Below are 18491 nucleotides of genomic sequence, written 5' to 3' on the forward strand. Positions count from 1 at the left end.
AATGTCATACTACTTATATGCAGAAACTGCCTTTTACCATGAGGGAAACAAAGAGTATCTTTTAAATCTTATAGATGATGTGAAGTCATCGGGTGCTAAAGGTGTTAAGTTCCAAGTTTTAATAGAATTAAACGAGTTCATGTCTTCAAGTCATAGTGCTTATGAAGAAGCTAAAAAGTGGACTTTATCTCTAAGTGATTGGAGAGAAGTATTTACCTACACACAAAAATTAAACTTGGATATTGTTCTTATGCCTTTGGATGTAAGAGCTTTTGAACTAGTAAAAGAATTTGAGATTAAGTTTGTTGAAATTCATTCTGTCTCTTTCAAAGATGAAAAGCTTTTAAGCAAATTAGAAGACATAAAGATACCTTTGATTTTTGGAATTGGTGGTAGAACTATTGATGAAGTAGATTACATTGTGAAAAAATACAATGATAGAGATATAGTTTTAATGGTTGGGTTTCAATCATTTCCTTCAGACTTAAAAGATATAAAACTAGAAAGAATTAGTGAACTAAAAAAACTATATCCAGAGTGTAAAATTGGATATGCAGACCACTCTTCATATAATGATGATATGGCAGTAACTAGCAACGAATATGCTTATATATTGGGTGCAAGAATTTTTGAAAAGCATATAGCATTAGAAGAAGGTGTTGAAAGAATAGATTATCAATCTGCCGTATCTTCTGAAAAAATACAAGCCATTAAAAAAAGACTTGATTACTTAGAATCTCTTTTTAATATAAATTCACAAGAAGTTTTTAGTATGAGTGAAAAAGAAGTGACATACAGAAACAGACAAAAAGTGCCTGTAGCGAAAAGAGATATAAAAGCTGGAGAAATCATTTTATCTGATTTAGTGGAAATTAAAATGATAAATAAAAAAGGCATCATTGAGTCAATAGATGAAGTTATTGGTAAAAAAGTTTCTAAAGTTATAAAAAAAGACAGTGCTTTTACAGTAGAGGATTTTTCATGAAAAATTTAGTACTTTCTGAAATTGCCACTTTTAATGAAGCGATACAACTACTAGATAGTAATGGGAATGGTTTTTTAGCAATTACTAATGACTCAAATCAACTAGTCGGCATATTGACTGATGGCGATATTCGACGAGCTATTTTAAATAATAAAACTGAACTTTCTGAAATCATGAATACAGTTCCTATGACTATGCAAGAGGGGAAAAGTAGAAAAAATATTATTTTAAAACTTAAAGAACTTCATCGAAAACATATGCCTATAGTTGATGAAAACATGGTCTTAAAAGATGTAGTAGTTTTGGATGAAGAAGAGTTTAATCTCAAACCAAACTGGGTTGTGATAATGGCGGGTGGATTAGGTACAAGACTAGGCGAACTTACAAAAGATACACCAAAACCTATGTTAAAAGTAGGTGCTAAACCTATGGTAGAACATATCATAGATATGTTTATCTCTCATGGGTTTACAAAGTTTATGTTAAGTGTAAACTACAAAGCAGAAGTGATCAAAGAGTACTTTGGCGATGGCAATAAATTTGGCATAGAAGTAAAGTATCTTGAAGAGAAAAAAAGACTTGGTACGGGTGGAGCTTTAAGTTTGATAGATATAGAACTTGATGCACCGTTTTTTGTAACAAATGGCGATGTATTGTCTTCACTAGATTATGAAAAACTTTTAGAGTATCACAAAGAGCAAAATGCAATTGCAACTATGTGTATAAGAAAAGATAACTATCAAATACCTTATGGTGTTATAGAGGTAGATGAAAAAAACAATATAAAAGCAATGAAAGAAAAGCCAATAAAAGAGTTTTTTATAAATACCGGCATATATGTACTAAACCCAGAAGTTTTATCCTATGTACCAAAAAATGAGTTTTTTGATTTACCTAGTCTATTTGATATTTTGAAAAATGAGAGTAAAAGTATTAAGAGTTTTGAAATTACAGATTATTGGATTGATATGGGTAAACCTAGTGATTATGAAAAGATACAAAAGGATTTAAGTGAGTAATACAGTAGTTTTCATAAGACGAAATAAAATATTCAATGATATGGTTCTAAGATACTCGAAAGATATTTTAGGTATAAATGATTTTATTACTATTTCAGAATATAAAAATGCAAATTTATATATTGATATAAAAAAATATAGTATATCAGACTTGACAAGTTATGATTGGGAAAATATAGAAAAAGCATTAGATATAAATGAAGTGATTTTAAAAGATAGACTTTTAAGAAATATTGAATACATTCAAGCTAAAGAATTAGTCTTAGTAGTATCAAAATATTTCATTGAATTATTCAAAAATAAAAAATATAACAATCTTATTATATATCCTGTTGATAACTATGTAACTGATATTATGTGTAAAATAGCAAGATATTATGATATAAAAGTTAATGGAATCTCTAACTTTTTTATACAAGGATATAAAAGAGTTACTGTGTATGGAGAATATACTAATGTTAGAGAAGTTTCAGAAAATGAAGTTAATAAAATATATGATTTATTAATTAAACAATTTAAGTCTTACATGGCTTCTTCTTTTCAAAAAGCATTAAAAAATAGTATTTTGTATTATTTTAAGTTTAAGATAAGATATCTATATTTTTATATATTTAAATATAAGATATTAAATCAATTAGAATATGATTATATTTCAACACCTTATTCTGCTACGGTTGATAAATTAAACAAATTTTTTCCTTTTAGATATTTCATTAATCAAGTGGATAATATTAATAAAAAGTCAATATACATACCTATGCATTATCATCCAGAAGCCACGATTGAGCATTGGTCTGATAGTTTAAAAAATGCTGATTACATAACTTCTTTAATAGAATCTGTAAGATATTTTTCAGACAATGGTTGGGAAGTGTATTTAAAAGAACACCCTGCTATGTGTTTTCGTCAAGATTTAAAGTTGTATAAAAGTTTAAAAAATATTGAAAATACTTATATTTTAAATCCTTTTTTAGAAACTTCAAAAATAATGGAAAAATTTGATAGTTTTTTAATATGGACAGGTAGTACAGGTCTTGAGGCATTGATAAATGGAAAAACAGTTTATTTTGCAAGTTCAAATTACTATTACCAGAAAAAAACAAATGATAAATATGAAAAAGTTTATTTAGAAACAGAAAGAGAAAAAAAAGAATTAATAAAAAAAGTTTTATCAAATACAATAGAGTGGAAATAATTTGAAATTAATAATAAGTAGATATTTTTTATATTCTTTTATTGCTTTAGAAGTATTGCTATTACCAAAGTTTTTACCTCAAGAATTATATGCACAAATAGAATATGAGAAATTTATATTATATTTTATACCTTTCTTTTTATTTGGTGCACCTTCCGGATATGTATATTTTAAATACAATGAAAATAAAGATTATTTTAATAGTTTAATTGTATTTGGGGTTATATTTGGAGTAATCGTTTCTTTACTTGTTTCCATTATTTACAATAATATTTTATTTGGATTTGCTGGATTACTTATGACATTATTTTTAATAATTGAGCAAAAAGTAAAAACTGAAAAACAGTTTTTCTTAGCGTTATCAATAAAGCCTTTTATTTCAATTGTATTATTAATTATGTCATATTTAGTATATATTAATTATTTTGATAAAGTAAATTTAGAAATTTTATATTACTCTATTTTTACAGCATTTATAATCTGGTGTATTATTATTTTTATTAAAATAAAAGAAAAGTTTATATTTATTTCAAAGGTCAGTTTTTTTGAATATAAAGAACTATTAAAAAAAGGCTTTTTAATTAATGTTGCTACATTGTTATTAATGATTTTCTTTTTCATTGATAGATATTTTACAAAGGAATATTATATTGATTATTTAGCTAGTTATTCATTTTCATATAATTTAATACAGTTTGTTATATTAGCTTTAACTACAGTTGCCTATGTAAATGTTGTAAATATTGGTGAGAATATAAAAAAAATAAAATATAGCGATATAAAACAAAAAATACAAAAAACTTATTTAGTATTTTTTATTTTATTTATAATCTTTTTATTATTTCTTTTTATTTTAAATAATTTTTATGATTTTAAGGATTTTATTTTAATTTCACTAATTTTATGTTTTTTCTTTGGAACTTTCTATTCTATAAATTCGGTAGCATCTTTAGCACAATATTTAGATTTTCAAAAAGAGATTTCTTTTGTGATGCTTATAATAGTAATATTAAATTATGTTTCATCGTATTTAATGAGTATATATGAAGTTGATTACACTTATCTTTTAATCAAGTCGGGAATTTTAATAAATTTTTATAGTGTATTTTTATATTCGAAAGTAAAATCTAAATTATTAAAAAAAGAGGAAAGAAAAAATGTATAAAATATATATTTATCCTTTTTTTTCTTTTTTATTTATTTGGGTGTTTTTTTTATTATTCAGAAGCTTGCCAATTATTAATTGGCCAGAATTAAATGAAAAAACAATATTTTTTTTATTTAGTTCTTTATTTGTAATGTTTACATTTTACTTTATTACAGCCATTTATTGTTCTACGAAAACAAAGATTATATATCAATATAATATGAATTTTCTAAATATTAATAAAATCTATCGATTTTTATTAATTGTTTCACTATTTTCTTTATTTCTAATAGGTTTAAATATGATTATTCAATTAAAAGCATATAATTTAGGCTTAAACTTAAATTCTCTTACACTATTGAGATACATGAAAATGGAAAATAACTTGTTTAACGGTTCTTTTTTATATCAATTAACATTGATATTTACTGGATTTCCTTTAATTTTCTATTTGTTCTCAATGTATTATAAAACTCATTTATCAAAAAGAAAAAAGCAATCATCAACAATTGTATTAATCTTTTTTTTAATATTAAGCTTAAGTAGTGGTGGGAGAAATACACTATTCTTATCATTAATTATTTTAGGATTAGCATTTTTATATAAAAACAAAGTAGAGTTAAAGAAAAATCTTATTAAATGGAAATATCTTTTTATTTTTATTTTTTTTAGTATAGTTTCTCTTCTTGTGTTTGGCAAAATGTTCCTAGATAGAGAAAAACTAAGAGGAAGGACTATAGAAGATGGTATAAATAATATTTTGATAGGTTATGACTTAAAACTTCATGATTTTTTTGCAACAGTAATTAGTATAGATATATTAAAAGAAATTAATTATACTTTTTTTATGCTTTATTTTTATGCTGTTCATTCACTAAATCAGTTAGATAATTTTATTATTAATTCTTTGCTAAATCAAGACTTATATTATGGAGCAATGTCTTTTTATCCTATAATACAATTTTTGAATAAATTCGGTTTAGATTTGCCTACCATTGCAATGATAAAATCAGAAATTAATGATACTGGAACTTATAAAACTCTTTTGGGAAGTTTATATTTTGATTTTGGTATTATTGGAACTTCTTTTGTATTAGGAATATTAAGTACTATTTTTGTTATATCTTTTTCAAAGTTTTATTTCAAAAAAAGTTTCTTAGGTTTTTGTTTAGCAGTGATTTTGTCTATGGTATTTGTAACATCACCTATTTATAATACTTTTTCAACGGGAATGATATTTTTACCTTTTATAATTTCCATGTTTGTATTATATGTATTTATGAAATTTAATAGAATTTAATTTGGAGGGAAAATGTATAAACTAAAAAAATTAATAAGATTTATAACCATATATGGAATAAATAGAACACTATTTAAAGTGTTTGGTCGTTTGAGAGTTTCAGGTGTAAGAATCCCATCTTTAAAAAAAAGAAATATTGCTTTAATTGGATGTGGGCAGTTTGGTTTTGCAACAATAGGTTATTTTATATCAAAAAAATCTCCTTATAATTTTTTTAAAGCATTTGATGTAGATAAAAAAAATCAAAAGTCTTTTGAAAAGTTTTATAACTTAGGACATACTGAATATGTAGATGAAATATTTAAAGATAAAAAAATAGAAACAGTTTATATCGCATCAAATCACTATACACATACTGAGTATGCAATAAAAGCAATAGAAAATAATAAAATAGTTTATATTGAAAAGCCTATAAGTGTAAACTATAAACAATTTAAAAGTTTGATTAATACTGTTGAAAAATTTGATACTAAAATTTTTGTAGGATATAATAGACCTTTTTCTGGTGCAATTATAGACTTGAAAAAAGCAATTGATTGTTTTGAAGATAAGCCATTTAGTTTAAATTATTTTATTTCAGGACATTTGATAGAAAAAGATCATTGGTATAGAAATCCAGAAGAAGGTACTAGAATATGTGGAAATGTTGGACATTGGTTAGATTTAACTATGCATATATTGTCATGGCGAAAAGTTCCAAATGAATATTATATTAATATTTCATATAGTAATTTATATGAAATTGATGATAATATAACTATTAATATTACTACAGAGTGTAATGATATTATTTCAATAATGCTTACTGCTAGAAGTGAACCTTTTGAAGGAATAAATGAAACATTAAATTTTCAATATGATAAAACGATAGCAAAAATAGATGATTTTAGAAAAATGACTATTTGGCAAGATGAAAAATTAACAAAAAAAAGATATTGGCCAAAAGATGTTGGACATCATAAAGCAATATTACAACCATTTAATACTCATAAATACAAAAGAGATTTGAAAGAAGTAAAAAACTCTACTTTGCTTATGTTATTTATAACTGATATGGTATTAAACAAAGAGACAAATAAAATATTTAATTTAGATAAAGAATGGGAGCAACTTAATAAATGAAACAATTAATACAATCATTTAAAACAGGTGAACTAGGACTTTTTGATGTACCAGCACCTATATGCGAAAAAAATGGTGCATTAGTACAAACTACAGTTAGTTTAGTTAGTGCTGGTACAGAAAAGATGCTTGTAGATTTTGCAAAAAAATCTATGTTAGCAAAAGCAAAAGATCGACCAGATTTAGTAAAACAAGTAATTGATAAGATGAAAAAAGAGGGTGTAAGAAACACTCTTGAAAAAGTATTTACTAAGCTTGATACTCCTATTCCTTTAGGTTATAGTATTGCAGGAAAAGTTATACAAGTAGGTGAAAATTTAAGCGGTATAAATATAGGTGATAGAGTAGCTTGTGGTGGTGCAGGTTATGCAAATCATGCAGAGATAAACTATATACCTAAAAACCTTATGGTTAAAATACCTGATGAAGTAGATGATATTGATGCTTCTTTTGTAACAGTTGGAGCAATTGCTTTACAAGGAGTAAGACAAACAGCACCTTTACTTGGTGAAAAAGTTGCAGTTATGGGTCTTGGTCTTATTGGACAACTTACTGTTCAACTACTTAAAGCAAATGGTTGTAAAGTAATTGGAAGTGATATTGATCCAGATAAGATGAAGCTTGCTAAAAAATTAGGGTGTGATGAAGTATGTACTGCTAGTGAATTGATATCTAAATCAAATGAATTCACAGGTGGGCATGGAGTAGATGCTGTTATTATTACTGCTTCAACTTCTTCAAATCAGCCTATAATAGATGCGGCTGATATATCTCGTATGAGAGGAAGAGTTGTTCTTGTTGGTATGGTAGGTATGGATGTTCCTAGAAATACATACTACAAAAAAGAGTTAGAGATAAAACTATCTATGGCTTATGGTCCAGGACGATATGACCCAGAGTATGAAGAAAAAGGTGTAGATTATCCTTATGATTTAGTAAGATTTACAGAACAAAGAAACTTTGAGGCATTTTTAGGACTTATTCAAGAAGGTAAAGTTACTCCAAAAGAGTTGATTACTCACTCATATGATTTTGATGATGCTATGATGGCATATGATTTACTTGAAGGAAGAATTCAAGAAAAGTATTTGGGAATTGTATTAAATTATAAAAGAGAAATAGATTTACAAGATGAAAAAATAGTTCAAAGAACTGATAAGAAAATCTTAAATGATAAAGTAAATATAGGTCTTATTGGTGCAGGTAATTTTACAAAGTCAGTTATTTTACCAAATATTCAAAAAGTACAGGATATGGAACTAGTAGGACTTTGTACTGCTACAGGAGTAAGTGCACAAGGAACTGGCAAAAAATATGATTTTAAATATATTACAACAGATAGTGAAGAAATCTATAAAAATAGTGAATTAAATTCTATTTTTGTAACTACAAGACACGATAGCCATGCTAAAAACGTAATTAAAGCAATAAATTCAAAAAAACATGTATTTGTAGAAAAACCACTTTGTATTTATGAAGAAGAGTTAGAATCTATAAAAGAGTCTTATACTGGTGAAACTATTATTCAAGTTGGATTTAATAGAAGATTTTCTCCAATGATTGAAAAAATGAAAAGTAATATAACTGGACAAATTTCTGTAAATTATAGAGTAAATGCAGGAATTATCCCAAAAGATGTATGGATACAAGATAGAACTATTGGTGGCGGAAGAATCATAGGTGAAGTTTGCCACTTTATTGATACTTGTAGTTATTTAATAAATAGCGAAGTTAAGAGTGTCTTTGCTACTTCTATAAACAAAGAAGATCAATCAATCCCAGATGAAGATAATGTAAATATAATATTAAACTATGAAAATGGAAGTACTGCAACTATTAGTTATTATGCTTATGGTGATACAAGTATGCCAAAAGAGTATATTGAAGTATTTAGTAGTGGGGTAAGTATGCAGATGAATGACTTTAGAGAATTATTAATCTATAAAAATGGAAAATTAGCTAAAGAAAAAAGTTCAAATCAAGACAAAGGTTTTGTAGGAGAATTTAAAGCTTTTAAAGATGCAGTAAAAAATGGAAATGAAGCTATAAGTTTTCAGAGTATTTATAATACTACAAAAACAACATTTAAAATATTAGAATCTCTTAGAAGCAATAGTTTAGTGGAAGTTTGATGGTTGGATTGCTCAAAAATAACAGTAAATATGAAAAATTCATATTTACTGTATTAAATAAGCTTAAATATAGATAAGCATAAGTATAATTTTACTATGGATACATTTGATATAAAAAATGCTATTAAGCTTAATCATTTTACTGTTGATATGCTCAAAAATATACTTGCTAAAGAGTATGATCAACCAATTCAAAAAATAAACTATATGGTCAAAAATGGTGACTTGATAGCTTTAAAAAGAGGAGTATATGCTTTTGGTGAAAAATATCGCACATCAAAACTTAACTATATCTCTATAGCAAATATATTGCATCATCCTTCGTATGTGTCGTTTGAGTATGCCCTGTCTTATCATGGGTTGATACCTGAGAGAGTATATACTGTTACATCTGCAAGTTTTAAAAAATCTGTAGAGTACTCTACACCACTTGGAAACTTTAGCTACCAAAAGATACCAGCTAAAGCGTACTCTTTGGGAATAGACTGGAACTATAGTGAACTAGAGGGAGGGTACTTTGTAGCGACTGCTGAAAAAGCACTTTGTGATAAAATCTATGCAGATAAAAGAGCAAAAAACCTTCGTGATAGTGAAGTACTTGAGTATCTTGAAGAGGATTTGCGTATAGATTATGAAGAGCTTTTGAAGCTTAATAGTAAGCTTTTTTGGTATATCGCTATGGGATATGGTTCAAAAGTTTTACTTTGTGTAGTAAATAGACTAAAAAGGATTCAAAATGGCTAGTATTCATCCACATATAGAAGCGATGCTGGGTCGGTATGATTTAAAAAAAGATGATCCATTTGAGGTGTTACGAGAGATTTTGCAAGAGATAGTTTTGTATGCTTTATATGATGCAGGCTTTTTTAAACATGCGGTTTTTTATGGTGGAACAGCACTTAGGATACTGTACAAGCTGCCTAGATATTCAGAGAATTTGGATTTTTCTTTGATAGAGCCTGATGATGAGTTTGATTTGAGTAGATACGAAAAAAATATTTTAATGCACTTAAACAACTATGGATTTGAAGCTATGATAGAAACGAAGATAAAAGAACATAGTGCCGTTCAGTCAGCTTTTGTAAAAGGTAATACAGTAAAACACCTCATAGCTATAGATACCCCAAATGATATCGTAAGCAAGTATCCATCTACAAAACAACTCAAAATCAAATTTGAAGTAGATACAAATCCACCTGTTGATTTTAAGCAGGAGGAAAAACTTCATCTTGTACCGATGCCATTTCAAATACGAACGATGCATATATCTTCCCTGTATGCAGGAAAGATGCATGCAGTGTTATGCAGAGGTTGGGAAAATAGACCAAAAGGGAGAGATTGGTACGATCTGGTTTGGTATGTGAAAAATAGCTATGAGTTGGATATGACTCATCTTGAGGCAAGATTAAAGCAAAGCTGTAAAGCTTTTGATGATGAAGTTGGAGATATAACAAAAGAAAAAGTGTTAGAATTGTTGGACAAAAGAATAGAAGAGTTGGATATTACTATGGCAAAAGACGATGTGAGTAGATTTATATATGATCAAAAAGAGCTTGAACTTTGGAGTAAAGAGTTTTTTAAAAGCATTGCTTCGATGATAAAGTTTAAAGAAGATGATAAATGAGTAAACTTCTAAAACTTTTCAATACTGTCAAATATTTAAAATTTACACAAATATATTTTAGACTTTTTTATTTTGTTAGGGCTAGATTTAGAAGAGCTAGTGGATTTAAATATAGTTTTGCAAAGGAGTCGGTATCGACCCCTTTAAATTTGATAGATTCATGTGAGTATTACAGTACCCATAAAGATGGTGAATTTTCTATGTTGAATCTATCAAAAAAGTTTGATGATAAGATAAATTGGAATTATAGTGGCTATGGGAAACTATGGACTTATAATCTTACCTATTTTGAGTACCTAAAAGAAAAAGAAGATGTAAATTTAATATATGATTTTATTGAAAACATAGAGAGTGTAAAAGATGGACTTGAACCATTTCCTATAAGTCTTAGGGGAATAAATTGGATAAAGTTTTTAACAAAGTATGAAATAAAAGATAAAAAGATAGATGATAGTCTATATGCTCAGTATTATATTTTACTTGATAATTTAGAGTATCACTTACTTGGAAATCATTTACTTGAAAATGGATTTAGTTTATTATTTGCAAGCTTTTATTTTCAAGATGAGATTTTATATAAAAAAGCACAAGTGATTTTAGAAAAAGAGTTAGATGAACAGATACTTGATGATGGAGCTCATTTTGAGCTTAGTCCTATGTATCATCAACTTATGCTTTTTAGAGTATTGGATTGCATCAATATAATTGAAAATGGAGAATGGAGAATTGAGAATGAAACTCTTTTGGATTTTTTAAAAGACAAAGCAATTCTAATGCTTCAATGGCTGAATGTTATAACATATGAAAATGGAGATGTTCCACTATTTAACGACAGTGCAAATTGTATAGCACCTACAACGAAAGAGCTTACAGAGTATGCCAACAGATTGAAAATAAATTTTCAATTTTCAATTTTCAATTCTCAATTAAAGCAAAGCGGATATAGGAAAATAAAAAAAGAAAACTATGAGTGTGTAGTAGATGTAGGTGAGGTTGGAGCTAGTTATATTCCCGGTCATGCTCATGCTGATACATTCAATTTTGAGCTTTATATCAAATCACCAATCACCAATTACCAATCACCATTCATAGTAGATAGTGGGTTAAGTACTTATAATACAGGAGATAAAAGAGATTTTGAGCGAAGTACAAAAGCTCATAATACTGTTGAGATAAATGAAACAAATAGTAGTGAAGTTTGGGGTGGCTTTAGAGTTGCAAATCGTGCAAATATAATTAAAATAGTTGAAAAAAAAGATTCTATAAATGCAACACATGATGGATACAATAAGAAATTCGGAGTATTACATACTAGAAGTTGGGTATTTGAAGATGATAAAATTGTTATAAATGATATTATAAATAAAGACTGCAAAGCAGTAGCAAGGTTACATTTTCATCCAGATGTTACAAAAGAAGATATAAAAGAAAAAATAATTACAAATCACAAGTTACAAATCACAAATTACAACTATGCTCCTGAATTTAATAAAACTATAAAATCTTTAGTTGTAGAAATACCATTTAAAAAAGAATTGAAAGTAGAGATAAATATATGAGAATATTAGTATTGAGTTTTTATTTTGCGCCTGATTTATGTGCTGGTTCATTTAGAACTACTGCTTTTGTTGAAGAGTTAAAAAAACAAATAAATCAAGATGATAAGATTGAAATAATAACAACAATGCCAAATAGATATGGAAGTTTTAGTGAAGAGGCAAAAAAGTTTGAAAAACTAGAAGATAATATTGAAATAAATAGAATAGATTTAGGTAGTCATAAAAGTGGATTTGTAGATCAGTCAAAATTGTTTTTAAAGTTTGCATGGCAAGTTATGAAATTAGTGAAAAATAGAGAAAAATATGATATCGTTTATGCAACTTCCTCAAGACTTATGACAGCTTTTTTAGGAAGTTTAATTGCAAAAAAACAAAAGACAAAATTATATCTAGATATTAGAGATATTTTTACTGATACATTAGAGTCTATTTTTGCTAAAAGTAAATTAAGATATGCAATTCCTATATTTAAACAAATAGAAAAATATACTATAAATTCAGCAACTCATATAAATTTAGTATCAAAAGGTTTTGAGAACTATTTTAGAAAAATAAATAATAATATTCCATATAGCTTTTATACAAATGGAATAGATGATGTGTTTTTAAAGTATGACTTTACTCAAGACAAAAAAAATGAAAAGACAATTATCACTTATGCTGGAAATATAGGTGAGGGACAAGGACTTGAAAAGATAGTTCCAAATATGGCTAAAAAATTAGGTAATAATTATGAAATACATGTTATAGGTGATGGTGGTAGAAAAAAAGAATTAGTTAATGGCTTAAAAAATATTGAAAATGTAAAACTATACGATCCAGTAAATAGAGCAAAACTTCTTGAAATATATAAAAATAGTGATATTCTATTTTTACATTTAAATGATTATGAAGCATTTAAAAAAGTGTTACCTTCAAAGCTTTTTGAATATGCTACAACAAATAAGTTTATTATAGCAGGTGTTGGTGGATATGCAAAAGAATTTGTTGAAGAAAATATAAGTGATGCTTTTACTTTTAAACCATGTGATGTAAATGACTTTTATGATAAATTTAAAAAAGTAGAAAATCTTGCTGATATCAATAGAACTTCTTTTGTAGAAAAATTTAAAAGAAAAAATATTATGAATATTATGGCTAAAGAGGTATATAATTTATGAAAAAACTTTTAATCACAGGCTCAAATGGTTTTGTAGGGAGCTACTTTGTAAATAAATATAAAAAAAAGTATGATATAAAATTATTTAGTTTTAGAAAAGATGATTTATCTACTTTAGATTGTATAAATATAGATGTGATTTTGCATCTTTCAGCTTTGGTTCATCAAATGGGTGGAGCAAGTGCTAGTGAGTATGAAAGAGTAAATGTAACTCAGACTTTGGAATTAGCAAAAAAAGTAAAGAAGAGTGGTGTAAAGCACTTTGTCTTTATGAGTACGGTTAAAGTTTATGGGGAAGAAACAGATAGTGTTTATACTGAAAATAGTGAGTGTAAGGCTGAAGATGAGTACGGAAAGAGTAAACTAAAAGCAGAGCGAGAGCTTTTAAAACTCGAAGATGAGAGTTTTAAAGTAAGTATCATACGAACTCCTATAGTTTATGGATATGGTGTAAAAGCAAATATTAAATCTCTTGTAAATCTAGTAAACAAAGTGCCTATTTTAGCATTTGGGAAAATAGAAAATAAACGAAGTATGGTATATATAGGAAATCTTTGTCATTTGGTAGATGTGGTTATAGGTGCGACTGAAGTCGCACTTCCAAAGAGTGATTATCTTGGATATACGGCTTTATCCGCATCTGATGAAGTTAAGTGTGCAGCTAAAGCAGTACTTCCAAGTGTCTTTTTAGCTAGTGATGATGAGCCTTTGAGTACTTCAAGACTTTGTGAGTTGATAGCTAAGAGTTTGAATAAAAAAGTATATTTGATAAAAGTTCCTTTTTTTGAAAGTTTATTAAAACTACTTAAGCCATCATTTCATAAGAGACTTTATGGAAGCTTGGAAGTGGATAATAGTATTACAAAAGAAAGATTGAATTTATCAAATCCTTATAGTGTGGAAGAGGGGATTGGATTTATGATAAAAGGTGAGAATAGTCTCGAATGAATTCGAGGTTCCGGAGAAAGAAGGCTTGAATAAATTCGAGGTTCCGAAAAATTGTCTTGAATGAGTGTTTATAAGCAATTGACAAAAAAGTACTAAATATAGTATAATTTTTCATATCAAAAAAGGAGCTTTAAATGCAACCTGTATTAGCAAATTATACAGCAAGTATAACAGAACTGAAAAAATCACCAACACAGCTACTAAAAGATGCAGGTGATGAAACAGTGGCGATACTTAATCACAATGTAGCAAGTGCTTATTTAGTACCTAGTAGTGTGTATAAAAAAATGATGGAAGTTATGGATGAATATTATTTGAGTAAAGAAGTGGAAGAGAGGCTCAAAGACAATGAAAAACCAATAAGAGTAGAACTAGATGAGCTACTTTCTTGATTTTCATCCAAAAGCTTTAAAAGAATGGAAAAGTCTAAATCACTCCATAAAAGTACAGTTTCATAAAAAATTAAAAGAGCGACTTGAAAATCCAAAAATACCAAAAGATAAACTCAGCGGTTATGATAATGTTTATAAAATTAAACTTCGTAATATTGGTTATGGGCTAGCGTATGAAGTAAAAGAGAAAGAAATAATAGTCTATGTTGTGAGTGTAGGAAAAAGAGAAAACAATAAAGTATATGAGAATTTGAAAGATAGAGTATAAGTTCCAAAGAGTGATTATCTTGGATGTACGGCTTTAGCCGTACCTGATGAGGTTAAGAGTACAGCTAAAGCAGCGCTTTCAAATATCTTTGTGGATAATAGTCTCGAATGAGTTTGAGGTTCCGAGTTCTGAGGGGAGAATGTCTCGAATAAATTCGAGCTTCCGAAGAAAGAAGCCATGAATGAGTTTGGGGTTCCGAGGGGAGAATGCCACGAATAAATTCGAGGTTCCTAAAAATTGTCTTGAATGAGTTTGGGGTTTTTAATTATTTATGTTATAATGTACAATAAAACGTAAGGATAAAATATGCAAGTAGTAAGTTTAACAGAAGCTAGAAATAATCTAAAAGCAGTATTTGATAGCGTTTATATAAATCATGAAGAGGTAGTCATACATAGAAAAGGTCGTGAAAATGTGGTGATGATCTCTATGGATGAGTATAACTCTATGAAAGAGACAAACTATCTTTTAAGTAGCCCTAAAAATGCAAAACACTTGAGAGAATCGATCGAAGAAATTCGAAAAGGTCAAGTAATTGAAAGAGAGCTTATTGAATGCGATTGATATTTTCCAATAAAGCTTGGGACGATTATCTTTATTGGCAAAACAATGATAAACAAGTTTTAAAGAAAATAAATCAACTCATTAAAGATATAAAAAGAGAGCCATTTGATGGGATAGGAAAACCAGAGCCATTGAAACATGAATTAAGAGGCTTTTGGTCAAGACGCATTACAGATGAGCATAGATTAGTTTATCAAGTTGATGAGAGTGGATTATCAATCGCTGCTTTTAGGTATCATTACTAATGATCTACATAATTCTACTCTTATTATCTTTTTCTTTTACATACTTTATAAAAGAGTATGCTATGAAAAAATCACTTGTAGCTACTGTAAATGAAAGAAGTAGCCACACTGTACCTACTCCACATGGTGGTGGAATAGCTTTGGCTTTGACTTGGTTTTTAGGTTTGATTTATGTTTATATGATAGGTGAAATCCAATCAAATCTTTTTTATGCTTTGCTTTTTGGTGTTGTTATTAGTGTGGTTAGTTTTTTTGATGATATCTATGAATTAAGTGCAAAGTTAAGGCTTGTGGCACAATCTTTAGTAGCTATTGGTGGCTTGTATTTTTTAGGTGGCTTTGAGAGTTTGACTTTTGGTGTTTTTGATATCCAAAATTCTCTTTTTACAAATATTTTTGCATTTTTTATGATAATTTGGTTTATAAATTTGTATAATTTCCTAGATGGTATAAATGGCTATGCTGGAAGTGAGGCTTTGTTTTTATCACTTGCTGCTTTTGTGTTATTTGGTGGAAGTCATTTTTTAGTTTTGGGTGCAGCTGTTTTGGGATTTTTATTTTGGAACTTTAATAAAGCTAAAATTTTTATGGGTGATGTAGGAAGTACACTTCTAGGTTATAATATTGCTATTTTTACTATATATTATGCCAACCAAGAAGCTACTAATTTTTGGATTTGGATTATATTATTTGCTCTTTTTTGGTTTGATGCAACCTTAACATTAATTCGAAGAAAGAAAAATGGTGAAAGATTATCACAAGCTCATAAAAAACATGCATACCAAAGATTAAATCAAAGTGGTTGGAGTCATTTTAAAGTGACAAACTACTCTATAGGTATAAATATAGTTTTATTTGCTATTTTGTACTTTATAGCAAATGTATTTGTAGCATTTTTCGTGGCGATGGTTTTGATGGCTTTTGTCATGAGATTTGTGGATAAAAAGAAAAGCTTTGATTAGATAAGGTTTACCTTTTTCGGAAACTCGAATTTATTCGAGTATGATGGAGCTTGTTGAAAATGGCACGAATAAATTCGCGCTTCCGAAGAAAATAAATATTAGGATAAAGATAGATGCTAAGACTTGATAAACGAATACTTAATTTTGTAGTGATAATTGCTCTTACGATTATTACTTTTTGGTGGACTTTTTTTATATTTCATATGGAGTTTGAGATAAGATTTGTTTTAGGAGTGATAGCTATAAGAATGCTAGCTTCTCTTTTGATTTTCAAAGATTTTAGTTTGAGTTGGTCAAAGGCTACTCAAAAAACTTTTATTATGAAAAGTATTGTTTATATTGTGGCTTTTTGTATCTATATGCCTTTTTATTATGGGGAACTTAGATTTGCTTTTATGGCTTCTGAGCTTGCTTTTTATTTGTTTGCTATAAACTTTTCTATGTACTCTTATCATTATTTGATAAATAGAAGCAAGGTTGCAAAGACTAAAGAGTTAGTTATTTATGGTGCTGGAAAAGCTGGGATGAAGCTAGAAGAAGAGTTTCGAGAGAGTAAATATAAAGTAAAGTACTTTGTAGATGATGATAAAATTTTACAAAAAAGATCAATTGATGCTATTCATATCTTGTCAAAAAAGAGACTAAAAGAGAGATTAGCAGGGCAAAAACTTGATCTTTTGATTATTGCTATGCCAAGTGTAAAGAAAAGTAGAATAAAACAGATATATGAAGAACTGGGAGAGTATTTTAAAGAGATTAGAATTCTTCCATCACTTGAAGAGATACTTGAACACAAAGATTTTACAACACAACTTAAAAATATATCTGTTGAAGACTTACTTGCAAGACATCCTCAAGATTTGGATAAAGAAAAAATCGAAAGCTTTATAAAAGATAAGATAGTGCTTATTACTGGTGCTGGTGGAAGTATAGGAAGTGAAATAAGTAGACAGTGTAAAAAGTTTGGTGCAAAACAGCTTATTTTACTTGATCATAGTGAGTATAATCTATATAAAATAACAGAAGAACTACACGCCCCAAATATCGTCTCAGTGATGCAAAATGTAAGAAACTATGACTTTATAGAAAAGACCTTTAAAAAATACAAACCCCAAATAGTAATACATGCAGCTGCATATAAGCATGTGCCTTTAGTAGAAGATAATATACTTGAGGGTATTTCAAACAACATACTTGGAACAAAAAACTGTATAGATTTATCTATAAAATACGAAGCTGAAAAGTTTGTATTAATCTCAACAGATAAAGCAGTAAGACCTACAAATGTCATGGGTACAACAAAACGAATATGTGAATTGTATGCGCAAAATGCAAATACAAAAGAAAACACAGAGATAGTAGCTGTAAGATTTGGAAATGTACTTGGAAGTAGTGGAAGTGTAATACCAAAGTTTAAATCACAAATTGAAGCTGGAGGACCTATTACTGTAACACATCCAGATATTACTAGATATTTTATGCTTATACCAGAAGCTTGTGAGCTTGTACTACAAGCTGCTAGTATTGGAAAAGGTGGAGAGATATTTATACTTGATATGGGAGAACCTGTAAAAATAGTAGATTTAGCTAAAAAAATGTGTGAGTTAAGTGGACAAGAAGATATAAAAATAGAGTTTTGTGGACTAAGACCTGGTGAGAAACTTTATGAAGAACTACTTATAAATGATAGTGATAAAAAAACAGACTATGACTCAATCATGGTAGCAAGCTCTACAAAATATGATATAGATAAACTAAACAACGATATACAAGAACTTCTTGTTTGTGAAGATAAAATTAAGAAGTTAAAAGAGATAGTCCCAGAGTTTGAACACAATAAGTAATATGGCACGAATGAATTCGCGCTTCC

Annotated in this window: 18 protein-coding genes; all 18 read left to right on the forward strand. The window is 28.0% G+C overall.

Annotation, left to right across the window (positions count from 1 at the left end; all coding sequences use genetic code 11):
* The first annotated feature begins 1 nt into the window (after position 1).
* On the forward strand, positions 2 to 985 hold the full coding sequence (locus ACAN_RS04420) for an N-acetylneuraminate synthase family protein (RefSeq protein WP_099333952.1): 984 nt from the start codon (positions 2 to 4) through the stop codon (positions 983 to 985).
* Positions 982 to 2004, forward strand: coding sequence for a nucleotidyltransferase family protein (locus ACAN_RS04425; RefSeq protein WP_099333953.1), 1023 nt, complete (start codon positions 982 to 984; stop codon positions 2002 to 2004). The genes ACAN_RS04420 and ACAN_RS04425 overlap by 4 nt, the downstream gene beginning before the upstream one ends.
* The gene (locus tag ACAN_RS04430; RefSeq protein WP_099333954.1) at positions 1997 to 3199 is read left to right on the forward strand and encodes a hypothetical protein; all 1203 of its coding nucleotides are present in this window, start codon (positions 1997 to 1999) and stop codon (positions 3197 to 3199) included. The genes ACAN_RS04425 and ACAN_RS04430 overlap by 8 nt, the downstream gene beginning before the upstream one ends.
* Position 3200: 1 nt before the next feature.
* Positions 3201 to 4364 carry a hypothetical protein gene (locus ACAN_RS04435; RefSeq protein ID WP_099333955.1) on the forward strand — a complete coding sequence of 388 codons (1164 nt, stop codon included), beginning with the start codon at positions 3201 to 3203 and terminating at the stop codon, positions 4362 to 4364.
* Positions 4357 to 5646, forward strand: coding sequence for an O-antigen polymerase (locus ACAN_RS04440; protein WP_099333956.1), 1290 nt, complete (start codon positions 4357 to 4359; stop codon positions 5644 to 5646). The genes ACAN_RS04435 and ACAN_RS04440 overlap by 8 nt, the downstream gene beginning before the upstream one ends.
* 12 nt (positions 5647 to 5658) lie before the next feature.
* Positions 5659 to 6768, forward strand: a complete 1110-nt coding sequence (locus ACAN_RS04445) for a Gfo/Idh/MocA family protein (RefSeq protein ID WP_099333957.1) — start codon at positions 5659 to 5661, stop codon at positions 6766 to 6768.
* Positions 6765 to 8900 carry a bi-domain-containing oxidoreductase gene (locus tag ACAN_RS04450; protein ID WP_099333958.1) on the forward strand — a complete coding sequence of 712 codons (2136 nt, stop codon included), beginning with the start codon at positions 6765 to 6767 and terminating at the stop codon, positions 8898 to 8900. Before ACAN_RS04445 ends, ACAN_RS04450 begins: the two co-directional genes overlap by 4 nt.
* Before the next feature lie 96 nt (positions 8901 to 8996).
* Entirely contained in the window at positions 8997 to 9644 is a 648-nt protein-coding gene (locus ACAN_RS04455; protein ID WP_099333959.1) for a type IV toxin-antitoxin system AbiEi family antitoxin domain-containing protein, read from the forward strand.
* 22 nt (positions 9645 to 9666) lie between these two features.
* Positions 9667 to 10524 carry a nucleotidyl transferase AbiEii/AbiGii toxin family protein gene (locus tag ACAN_RS04460; RefSeq protein ID WP_196778770.1) on the forward strand — a complete coding sequence of 286 codons (858 nt, stop codon included), beginning with the start codon at positions 9667 to 9669 and terminating at the stop codon, positions 10522 to 10524.
* A complete protein-coding gene (locus ACAN_RS04465; protein ID WP_099333960.1) occupies positions 10521 to 12083 on the forward strand; it encodes an alginate lyase family protein in 1563 nt (520 codons plus the stop codon). The genes ACAN_RS04460 and ACAN_RS04465 overlap by 4 nt, the downstream gene beginning before the upstream one ends.
* The gene (locus ACAN_RS04470; RefSeq protein WP_099333961.1) at positions 12080 to 13243 is read left to right on the forward strand and encodes a glycosyltransferase family 4 protein; all 1164 of its coding nucleotides are present in this window, start codon (positions 12080 to 12082) and stop codon (positions 13241 to 13243) included. Before ACAN_RS04465 ends, ACAN_RS04470 begins: the two co-directional genes overlap by 4 nt.
* On the forward strand, positions 13240 to 14190 hold the full coding sequence (locus ACAN_RS04475; RefSeq protein ID WP_099333962.1) for an NAD-dependent epimerase/dehydratase family protein: 951 nt from the start codon (positions 13240 to 13242) through the stop codon (positions 14188 to 14190). The genes ACAN_RS04470 and ACAN_RS04475 overlap by 4 nt, the downstream gene beginning before the upstream one ends.
* Positions 14191 to 14324: 134 nt before the next feature.
* Positions 14325 to 14582 carry a type II toxin-antitoxin system Phd/YefM family antitoxin gene (locus ACAN_RS04480; protein WP_099333963.1) on the forward strand — a complete coding sequence of 86 codons (258 nt, stop codon included), beginning with the start codon at positions 14325 to 14327 and terminating at the stop codon, positions 14580 to 14582.
* The gene (locus ACAN_RS04485) at positions 14566 to 14850 is read left to right on the forward strand and encodes a type II toxin-antitoxin system RelE family toxin (RefSeq protein ID WP_099333964.1); all 285 of its coding nucleotides are present in this window, start codon (positions 14566 to 14568) and stop codon (positions 14848 to 14850) included. The genes ACAN_RS04480 and ACAN_RS04485 overlap by 17 nt, the downstream gene beginning before the upstream one ends.
* Before the next feature lie 306 nt (positions 14851 to 15156).
* Positions 15157 to 15414, forward strand: a complete 258-nt coding sequence (locus ACAN_RS04490) for a type II toxin-antitoxin system Phd/YefM family antitoxin (protein ID WP_099333965.1) — start codon at positions 15157 to 15159, stop codon at positions 15412 to 15414.
* A complete protein-coding gene (locus ACAN_RS04495) occupies positions 15405 to 15659 on the forward strand; it encodes a Txe/YoeB family addiction module toxin (RefSeq protein WP_099333966.1) in 255 nt (84 codons plus the stop codon). Before ACAN_RS04490 ends, ACAN_RS04495 begins: the two co-directional genes overlap by 10 nt.
* Complete coding sequence (locus ACAN_RS04500) at positions 15659 to 16621, forward strand: MraY family glycosyltransferase (RefSeq protein ID WP_099333967.1); 963 nt, start codon at positions 15659 to 15661, stop codon at positions 16619 to 16621. The genes ACAN_RS04495 and ACAN_RS04500 overlap by 1 nt, the downstream gene beginning before the upstream one ends.
* Positions 16622 to 16734: 113 nt before the next feature.
* Positions 16735 to 18465, forward strand: coding sequence for a UDP-N-acetylglucosamine 4,6-dehydratase (configuration-retaining) (gene pglF / locus ACAN_RS04505; protein ID WP_099333968.1), 1731 nt, complete (start codon positions 16735 to 16737; stop codon positions 18463 to 18465).
* The last annotated feature ends 26 nt before the right edge of the window (positions 18466 to 18491 follow it).

Origin of the sequence: Malaciobacter canalis, assembly GCF_008000835.1 — a bacterium.
Lineage (GTDB): Bacteria > Campylobacterota > Campylobacteria > Campylobacterales > Arcobacteraceae > Malaciobacter > Malaciobacter canalis.

What these genes read in the sequence shown, in the direction of transcription:
- ACAN_RS04500 (WP_099333967.1), top strand. Translation starts at nt 15,659, where the DNA reads ATGATCTACATAATTCTACTCTTATTATCTTTTTCTTTTACATACTTT.
- ACAN_RS04440 (WP_099333956.1), top strand. Translation starts at nt 4,357, where the DNA reads ATGTATAAAATATATATTTATCCTTTTTTTTCTTTTTTATTTATTTGG.
- ACAN_RS04455 (WP_099333959.1), top strand. Translation starts at nt 8,997, where the DNA reads ATGGATACATTTGATATAAAAAATGCTATTAAGCTTAATCATTTTACT.
- ACAN_RS04475 (WP_099333962.1), top strand. Translation starts at nt 13,240, where the DNA reads ATGAAAAAACTTTTAATCACAGGCTCAAATGGTTTTGTAGGGAGCTAC.
- ACAN_RS04485 (WP_099333964.1), top strand. Translation starts at nt 14,566, where the DNA reads ATGAGCTACTTTCTTGATTTTCATCCAAAAGCTTTAAAAGAATGGAAA.
- ACAN_RS04490 (WP_099333965.1), top strand. Translation starts at nt 15,157, where the DNA reads ATGCAAGTAGTAAGTTTAACAGAAGCTAGAAATAATCTAAAAGCAGTA.
- ACAN_RS04480 (WP_099333963.1), top strand. Translation starts at nt 14,325, where the DNA reads ATGCAACCTGTATTAGCAAATTATACAGCAAGTATAACAGAACTGAAA.
- ACAN_RS04450 (WP_099333958.1), top strand. Translation starts at nt 6,765, where the DNA reads ATGAAACAATTAATACAATCATTTAAAACAGGTGAACTAGGACTTTTT.
- ACAN_RS04425 (WP_099333953.1), top strand. Translation starts at nt 982, where the DNA reads ATGAAAAATTTAGTACTTTCTGAAATTGCCACTTTTAATGAAGCGATA.
- ACAN_RS04445 (WP_099333957.1), top strand. Translation starts at nt 5,659, where the DNA reads ATGTATAAACTAAAAAAATTAATAAGATTTATAACCATATATGGAATA.
- ACAN_RS04460 (WP_196778770.1), top strand. Translation starts at nt 9,667, where the DNA reads ATGCTGGGTCGGTATGATTTAAAAAAAGATGATCCATTTGAGGTGTTA.
- ACAN_RS04495 (WP_099333966.1), top strand. Translation starts at nt 15,405, where the DNA reads ATGCGATTGATATTTTCCAATAAAGCTTGGGACGATTATCTTTATTGG.
- pglF (WP_099333968.1), top strand. Translation starts at nt 16,735, where the DNA reads ATGCTAAGACTTGATAAACGAATACTTAATTTTGTAGTGATAATTGCT.
- ACAN_RS04420 (WP_099333952.1), top strand. Translation starts at nt 2, where the DNA reads ATGTCATACTACTTATATGCAGAAACTGCCTTTTACCATGAGGGAAAC.
- ACAN_RS04465 (WP_099333960.1), top strand. Translation starts at nt 10,521, where the DNA reads ATGAGTAAACTTCTAAAACTTTTCAATACTGTCAAATATTTAAAATTT.
- ACAN_RS04470 (WP_099333961.1), top strand. Translation starts at nt 12,080, where the DNA reads ATGAGAATATTAGTATTGAGTTTTTATTTTGCGCCTGATTTATGTGCT.